The organism is Pelotomaculum sp. FP (genome assembly GCF_004369245.1).
GTDB classification, from domain to species: Bacteria; Bacillota; Desulfotomaculia; order Desulfotomaculales; family Pelotomaculaceae; genus Pelotomaculum_C; species Pelotomaculum_C schinkii.
In genome coordinates, this window is the sequence record NZ_QFGB01000094.1 from 1 (window position 1) to 8,204 (window position 8,204).

Here is an 8,204-nt window from a genome sequence, read left to right on the forward strand (position 1 = left end):
CAAATCCAAGTCTATTTTGACACAACTGGCGATCGGTTTTCAAGGTTCATCGAAAATTTCTGGCCTCCACATCCATTTTTATGGCTATGGAACTGGGGCTATTTACCTATAACTGCATAACTCATGTGAATTAAGCAGAAAGATTAATTTATCCAATAGCACTATATCCGGCATAATTGATAGACTGGAAAAACAACAGTTGGTTATAAGGACGAGAAGCGAAGAGGATAGAAGGATTGTCTATGTAAAAGTAACCCCGAAGTTTGGAGAAATCCACAATGGGTTTCATAAAATAATTGAAAAAAACTTTGAAGACTTGCTTAGCGCAGGAACACCTGAAGAAATTGCAAAAATAATAGAAGGATTGGATGTCCTAAAAAAGATTTTAAACGATAAGCATGAATAATTGCACAAACAATCTTAATTTCAATAAAGAGTTGGATAACTAACCTATTGGCATTGGAGGCGGCGTTTTAATGCTAAAATTATATAGGTATTTAAACCCATTTACTGCCATGGTTGTAGGTGTGTTGGTTTTTGTGTTTTTACAAACGCTGGGAGATCTTTATCTTCCAACTTTGATGTCGGACATAATTAATGATGGAGTCATGCAGGGTGATACGGACAAGATTATGCAACTTGGCGGACTGATGCTTCTTGTCGCTGGAGGGGGAGCTATTTGCGCGATTTTTGCAAGCTTCTTGTCATCAAAAACTGCCGTGGGTTTGGGAACAATTCTGCGAAGCAAGGTATTCAGCCGGGTTGAGAGCTACTCGTTAAATGAATTTGATAAAATGGGCGCCGCTACTCTTATTACAAGGACCACTAACGATATCAACCAGATCCAGATGGTTACCGTGATGATCATGCGTATGATGATCAGTGCCCCGATGATGGCCATTGGTGGTATTATCATGGCCCTACGGCAAGATAAGACCCTTACTTTGGTGCTTGCAGTTGCCATACCTGTTCTTGCCTGTGTGATTGTTTTGATTTCATCGCGGATGATACCGCTGTTCAGGTTGGTTCAGGTAAAGATTGATAAAATCAATCTTGTTCTACGTGAAAAGCTTACCGGCATTCGTGTAATTCGTGCTTTTAATACCGTAGCGCGTGAAATGAGACGTTTTGATGAAGCCAATGCTGATCTTACAAACAACTATATCAAAGTAAATAGGATCATGGCTTTCATGATGCCTGCCATTATGCTGGTCATGAACCTCACCTCGCTGTCTGTCCTTTGGTTTGGAGGCATACGCATAAGTAACGGCAGTATGGATCTGGGCGCGCTTGCCGCGTTTACTCAATATGCCATGCAGATTATGTTTTCCATGGTTATGCTGGCCATGATGTTCATTATGGTTCCACGGGCTCAGGCTGCCGCAGTCAGAATTAATGAAGTCCTTGAAACGGTGCCTGAAATAACAGATGCCGAAGAAACAAAAGATTCTTTTACCGCAAAAGGTTATGTGGAATTTAAGGATGTAACCTTCAGCTATCATGGCGCGGAAAAACCGGCTTTGCGAAACATTTCCTTTTTAGCGCGACCCGGTGAAGTGACCGCCATTATAGGAAGCACGGGTTCGGGTAAATCAACCCTGATCAACCTGATTCCACGGTTCTATGACGTGGATAGCGGAAGAATTCTTATAGACGGTGTGGATGTAAGAGAGATGTCCCAGGAAATCCTCCGTTCAAAAATCGGTTTTGTACCGCAACAGGCAGTATTGTTTTCGGGGTCAATCACTGACAACATAAAATTCGGTAATGCCAAGGCAACAGACGAAGAAGTAAAGCATGCCGCTGAAGTTGCTCAAGCAGCTGAGTTTATCTCAAATATGGATGGCGGCTTTAACCATGTCATTGCTCAAGGCGGGACCAACGTGTCGGGAGGCCAGAAACAGCGGCTTGCCATCGCCCGGGCGCTGGTAAGAAAACCTGAGGTTTACATTTTGGACGACAGCTTCTCAGCTCTGGACTTTAAGACAGACGCGCGCTTGCGCGCGGCCTTAAAAAAAGAAACTACTGAAGCGACGGTAATTATTGTAGCCCAGAGGGTAGGTACCGTTATGGATGCCGACAGGATTATCGTCCTTGATGAAGGGCGGATTGCAGGAATGGGAACCCATAGTGAGCTGTTAGGTACCTGCGGGGTATACCGGGAAATTGTGTCGTCGCAGTTGTCGGAGGAGGAAATTGCATGAGTGAACAAAATAGACAGCAGGGACCTTTGGGCGGCAGAAGAGGTGGTTTTGAAAGGCCGGTTGAAAAAGCTAAAAATTTTAAAGAGACTTTAAAAAGGCTAATTAAATATTTAAAACCACATAGAATTAATTTAATTATCGTTTTGGTATTTGCAATTGCAAGTACAACATTCACCATAGCCGCGCCTAAAGTAACCAGCAAAGCAATGAATAAATTGCAGGATGGTTATATGGCGAAGATGATGCTGCAGCAGACGTCTGAAGCTCAAATTAAAGCAGTTGAACAGATAAATTATCAAGTGAATAATGTGCGGAAAGGGGATGATACGCTGCCGGCAGACCCTGAAACCATTAAGGCTGTCCAGGACTTTATGAATCTTCCCATGCTCAATACGGTGACAGATGCGGATGAGAAGGCTGATATATGCCAGAAAATTATAGCTCTGAGTAAAAGGATGCCGGATAGCGGACAGAACGGACAGCCAAATATTAAATTGACGCAGGAACAAATTGATGGATCAATTAGGGCCATAAGGGAAACTAATGGTGGATATGATTTTCACTACATTGGTATAATTGCCTTAGTCCTATTGGGAATGTATTTGTTAAGCGCCGCTTTTAGCTTGATTATGGGACTTGTGATGTCAGGTGTCGCGCAGAAGACCGTACGTGACCTGCGCGCAGGAATAGACGATAAGCTTAACAGGTTGCCGCTGAAATATTTTGACATGCATCCGCATGGAGACATATTAAGCCGCGTTACCAATGATATTGATACAATATCAACAACTTTGCAGCAAAGCTTGACCCAGATTATTACATCGGTCATTACAATACTCGGTTACATCGTTATGATGCTCACAATCAGCCCGTTACTTACTTTGATCATAGTTGCCACGCTTCCGTTATATATTTTGGCAACTGCCTTCATCGCCAGGAAGTCGCAAAAATACTTTGCAGCCCAGCAGAAAGAACTGGGTAAACTAAGCGGTCATGTTGAAGAAATGTATACCGGGCATAAAATAGTGAAAGCATTTGGACAAGAAAAGAATTCAATAGAAGAATTTGAAGCTATCAATAACAGGCTTAACAGTGCAGGGTGGAAAGCCCAATTTGTATCAGGCAGCATGTTCCCTCTGATGCATTTCATAAGCAATCTGGGGTATGTGTTTATCAGTATTGTTGGAGGCATTTGGATTACCAGGAATATACTCGGGTTGGGAGATATACTGGCATTTATTCAGTATTCAAGATCATTAACCATGCCGATTGTCCAAACAGCAAATATCGCCAATATTATTCAATCAACTATCGCCTGCGCGGAACGGGTATTTGAAGTGCTGGACGAACAAGAAGAAGTGCCCGACAGTCCCGCTGCAAAGGTTATCGAATTTCCAAAAGGCGGAGTTAAATTTGAACATGTGAGTTTCCGTTATAAAGAGGACGTACCGCTTATTGAGGACATGAACCTGGAGGTGAAAAGGGGCGATACTATTGCTATTGTAGGGCCGACCGGCGCGGGCAAAACCACACTTGTAAACCTTCTGATGCGATTCTACGAAATAAACGCCGGCAAGATCAGCATCGATGGTATTGACATAAAAGATATCGAGCGCAGCGAGCTGCGCAAGATGTTTGGCATGGTGCTGCAAGATACATGGCTGTTTAACGGGAGCATTAAGGATAATATAGCCTACGGAAAAGAAGGCGCTGCAATGGAGGAAATAGTACGCGCAGCTAAAGCCGCTCACGCAGACTACTTTATCAGAACGCTGCCTGATGGCTACAATACGGTCCTTGATGAAGAAGCGACCAATATTTCTCAAGGACAGAAGCAGCTTCTTACCATAGCGCGGGCCATACTTGCAGATCCTGCGATATTGATCCTTGATGAAGCGACCAGCAGCGTTGATACAAGGACAGAAGTGTTGATTCAAAGAGCCATGGCCAACCTTATGAAAGGCAGAACAAGTTTTGTCATTGCCCATAGACTGTCGACAATTCGTGACGCGGAACTCATTCTGGTTATGCATAAAGGTAGTATCATTGAAATGGGCGCCCATAGAGAGTTAATTGGCAAAGGCGGTTTTTATGCAGAGCTGTATAACAGCCAGTTTACCGGGGCAAACCTGAATGAAGCCGCAGGTAACATTTGATGTGTATGATATGAACTGCTATTTATCAGGGAAACAAAGTAGGTGAGACGGAGAACTGTCCCTGTCTCACCTGCTGGAGTGGTCACGCTTTCGTTATTTTGGAATGAAACTTCAGTCTGCAGCTATTTTTTCGGGTATCAAGTTGGCAAAAAGGTTGCTCTCGTAATCTTCGATCCTGCCCGTATCGCAGAGTGTGGCCAGGTAGGGGTCAACCGGCATGCTTCCAAGGAAAGGAACTGAAAATTCCTCCGCGACTTCCTTACCGTGACTGCGGCCGAACAGCTGATATTCCTCACCACACTTGGGACAGATTGTACTGCTCATATTTTCAATCAAACCCAGGAGGGGTATATTCATCTGTTTGGCCATTTTGACCGCCTTGTTGACGATCATGACTGCCAGTTCCTGCGGAGAGGTCACGACTATCAGCCCGTTTAGCGGAAGGGACTGCATCACCGTCAGGGGCACATCCCCGGTGCCGGGCGGCAGGTCGACAAAAAGATAATCCAGGTCGGTCCAAACAACATCCGTCCAGAATTGTTTGACAACCCCGGAAAGGATGGGCCCCCGCCAAATAACAGGGTCTTCTTCTTTCGGAAGCAGCAGGTTAATTGACATCACCTTGATACCGGTCTTAGTTTCTGCGGGAAGTATTCCAAATTGAGTTCCTTCGGACTTCCCTTTGACGCCAAACATCCTGGGTACGCTGGGACCTGTAATATCGGCATCCATAATCCCGACTTCAAAGCCTTTTCTTCTAAAACCGCAGGCGAGCAGGGAAGACACTGATGATTTCCCAACGCCTCCTTTACCGCTCATAACTGCAATTACGTTTTTGACTGTGCTGAATTCGTTAACGGTAAGTTTTTCTATGCCGGTTTTGGAATTTTCAACTACCTGCTTGTCCGTCCCGCAGCTGCAGCCGGAACCTTTGTCAGAATCGCAACTGCAATTAGTATCATTTTCCATGATGGATTGCTCCCTCCCTAATGATCGCACAAGTTGGCGCCAGTCTTCAAAGTGCCGTTAAAGTATTCCTTGATGATATCTACCGGGTCATTTTCCGCGCCGGCGCCGGTGACCACTTTAATTCCGTTCTGGGCGAATAATTCCTGCGCTCGCATACCCATACCGCCGGCGATGACGAGGTTGACTCCTTTTTCCTTTAAAAGCCTGGGAAGCAAGCCGGGCTCGTGCGGTGGAGCAATCAAGGTATCTTTCTTTAAAACTTCTCTGGTATTTTCATCAAAATCAAAAAAATAGAACTGCTGACAGTGTCCAAAATGCGCGCATAAACGGTCTCCTGCTATCGGCATGGCAACTTTCATCTAAAGACACTCCTTATTATTTATTTTTTTTATGATATTATCCCACGTTGCCCTGATATCCTGAGCAGCAGGCGAGTCGGGGATAGCTGCCACCGGCAGTTTTCTGACCTGGGCTAAGGTAACCGACCGGTCGTAGCGAATCCTGCCTGCTAACCGGACACCACCGGCTATGGCCTTTTTTTCTATTCCTTCGCTTATATTAAGATTAAGGTCAAACTTGTTAATGCAAAGGTAAGCAGGTATATTGAAATGACGTACCAGCTCTATGACTCGCTCCAGGTCGTGCTGGCCGGACACGCTTGGTTCAGTAACAATCAGCACGGCGTCGGCTCCTGTAACCGAGGCGATAACGGGACAGCCGATACCGGGTGGCCCGTCTACAAGAACATAGGCCGATTTTTCCTTTTCGGCAATCATTTTGGCTTGACTGCGTACCAGGCTCACCATTTTACCTGAATTTTCCTCGGCAATCCCAAGCCTGGCATGGACCATGGGCCCATAGCGGGTATCAGAAATAAACCACTGTCCGTTTACAGACGGCTTATAATCAATTGCCTTTTCCGGGCAAAAATAACTGCATACGCCGCAACCTTCACAGGCTATGGAATCTATGGTGTAAACCGGCGGCTTGCTCTCATCCTTGATCACTGCCCCGAAACGGCAGAGTTGAAAACATTTTCCACAGGAGATACACTTTTCTGTTTGGATTGAGGCGGTTTTACCTCCGCTAAATGCAGCAGAGTGCTTGATTATTGGTTCAAGAACCAGGTGCAGGTCTGCCGCGTCTACATCGCAATCCGCCAGTACCGGTCTTTCAGCCAATGCCGCCAGGGAAGCTACCAGGCTTGTCTTACCGGTGCCGCCCTTGCCGCTGATGACTACAAGCTCTTTCAACCTATCGCCTCCCTCTCCACGGAGGCCAGAAGCTGCTGCATGGTTTCTTTGTAGCCAGGTACGGCATAATAGGCTAATTCACCAACAGAGTAGGCTTCAGCCACCTTGCGTTCATCAGGAATTTCAGCCAAAATCCGCACTCCTCTTTCTCTGCAGAAACCATGGGCCAGGTGGTTGTATTCCGGATCCGATCTGTTTAAAACCACCGCGCCGGGGATCCCGAGTTCGCGCAGCATGTCAAGAGCAAGGCCCAGATCGTTAAGCCCGAAAGGAGTCGGCTCGGTTACCAACAGCACGTAGTCAACTCCTCTGACCGCTGCAATGACCGGGCAGGAAGTCCCTGGGGGGGCGTCGACTACGATCAGGTTGCCATGTTGCCCTGCCTTGCGGACGGCCTTGATCAGCGGCGGGCTCATGGCTTCCCCGATATTGAGCCTGCCGTGTATAAAGGAAACCCTGCCGGCGTTACCCTCTTCAATCATGCCTATGGGACGCTCTTTTTCGGTTATGGCGCCGGCAGGGCAGACCAGTGAACAACCCCCGCAGCCGTGACACATATTGTCAAAGGTCAGGACTGTTTTACTGATTTTTACGATGGCGCTGTACTGGCATATTTCCCCGCAGGCGCCGCATATCATGCACTTTTCTTCGTCTACTGCCGGAACGGGGATGCCGACCGGAAAGATACGGTTAATACGGGGTTTTAAAAAGAGGTGTCCGTTTGGCTCTTCCACATCGCAATCCATGTATGCTGCTTTATGCCCTGCTTCTACCGCCGCGCAGGCAAGGTTTGCGGAAACAGTGGTCTTGCCCGTCCCGCCTTTGCCGCTGGCAACTGCGATGGTTAGATTTGTCGCCATGTTTTACCTCCCTGACGTGTGACCCGGTTCACACTTGTTTTTCTAGTTCCTGAATCTGCTTTTTTGCTTGCTCGAGAGCTTTTTCCAGATAACCGACCTGCTCTCTTAGGTCCTCCAGACTCGCTTCACTCTTTTCTGTTGGAGCGTACACCGCTCCGGCAAGGGTCCTGCCCTGAGTCCACCTGGCCCAGCGGGGTAGTCCGGTGGCGTAGTAACAATTCCTCCAGCCCCGCCTGCGGCCCATACCCGTCCTTCGATCAGTTTCACTATCTTGATGAAGGTAGCCTATGCAGTAGCCGCGTCCCCATCCAGTCATCGGTCCGGCGGCTTGCGGGCCCATTCCGTTAAATCCTGGCATAGCTGTAAGCCTCCTTATTTTTGATTTTAAATGCATGTGGTTTGAAATATCAGCTTTGACGGGGTCCCCGGCCTCTTCCTTGACCTCTTCCCTGCCCCTGCGCGCCGCCTGAACCTTGACCCTGACCTTGCCGTTGACCCTGACCTTGCCGTTGACCCTGACCTTGCCCCTGTCCTTGACCGGTCCCACATGGGCCTCTACGCCTGCCGCCGGCCGGGCCCCTGCCGTCCGGGCCGGTTCCATCTCCTCTGGGCATATTGGTACCTCCTTTCCATGCTGTAATCTTGCTCGTAAAGTAGTCCTGGCAGGCAGGATTTTTTTGCACATTGATTATCTAAAAGATGATTCAGAACCCTCCCCAATCTGCTAAAATATTTGCAGTTTCTTTGGGGAGGTTATTATTT

8 protein-coding genes are annotated in these 8,204 nt (G+C 47.2%); 3 read left to right on the top strand and 5 right to left on the bottom strand.

The features are described from left to right. The first annotated feature begins 112 nt into the window (after nucleotides 1–112). The 3 genes from Psfp_RS20275 (at nucleotide 113) to Psfp_RS20285 (ending at nucleotide 4,360) form a co-directional block, all read left to right on the top strand. The gene (locus tag Psfp_RS20275; RefSeq protein ID WP_134220325.1) at nucleotides 113–406 is read left to right on the top strand and encodes a MarR family transcriptional regulator; all 294 of its coding nucleotides are present in this window, start codon (nucleotides 113–115) and stop codon (nucleotides 404–406) included. 70 nt (nucleotides 407–476) lie between these two features. After that, on the top strand, nucleotides 477–2,204 hold the full coding sequence (locus Psfp_RS20280) for an ABC transporter ATP-binding protein (protein ID WP_134220326.1): 1,728 nt from the start codon (nucleotides 477–479) through the stop codon (nucleotides 2,202–2,204). Beyond that, a complete protein-coding gene (locus Psfp_RS20285; protein WP_134220327.1) occupies nucleotides 2,201–4,360 on the top strand; it encodes an ABC transporter ATP-binding protein in 2,160 nt (719 codons plus the stop codon). Before Psfp_RS20280 ends, Psfp_RS20285 begins: the two co-directional genes overlap by 4 nt. A 111-nt stretch (nucleotides 4,361–4,471) precedes the next feature. Here the strand turns inward: Psfp_RS20285 and Psfp_RS20290 are convergent, their stop codons facing one another. Genes Psfp_RS20290 through Psfp_RS22065 form a run of 5 tightly spaced genes read right to left on the bottom strand, consistent with a single transcriptional unit; the run spans nucleotide 4,472 to nucleotide 8,043 of the window. After that, entirely contained in the window at nucleotides 4,472–5,329 is an 858-nt protein-coding gene (locus Psfp_RS20290) for an Mrp/NBP35 family ATP-binding protein (RefSeq protein WP_134220328.1), read from the bottom strand. Between the two features lie 17 nt (nucleotides 5,330–5,346). Beyond that, entirely contained in the window at nucleotides 5,347–5,688 is a 342-nt protein-coding gene (locus Psfp_RS20295; RefSeq protein ID WP_134220329.1) for a NifB/NifX family molybdenum-iron cluster-binding protein, read from the bottom strand. After that, nucleotides 5,689–6,582 carry an ATP-binding protein gene (locus tag Psfp_RS20300; protein WP_134220330.1) on the bottom strand — a complete coding sequence of 298 codons (894 nt, stop codon included), beginning with the start codon at nucleotides 6,580–6,582 and terminating at the stop codon, nucleotides 5,689–5,691. Continuing rightward, nucleotides 6,579–7,442, bottom strand: coding sequence for an ATP-binding protein (locus tag Psfp_RS20305; protein WP_134220331.1), 864 nt, complete (start codon nucleotides 7,440–7,442; stop codon nucleotides 6,579–6,581). The genes Psfp_RS20300 and Psfp_RS20305 overlap by 4 nt, the downstream gene beginning before the upstream one ends. 28 nt (nucleotides 7,443–7,470) lie before the next feature. Continuing rightward, nucleotides 7,471–8,043: a DUF5320 domain-containing protein gene (locus tag Psfp_RS22065; RefSeq protein WP_205079639.1), complete on the bottom strand. Its 573-nt coding sequence runs from the start codon at nucleotides 8,041–8,043 to the stop codon at nucleotides 7,471–7,473. Between the last annotated feature and the right edge of the window lie 161 nt (nucleotides 8,044–8,204).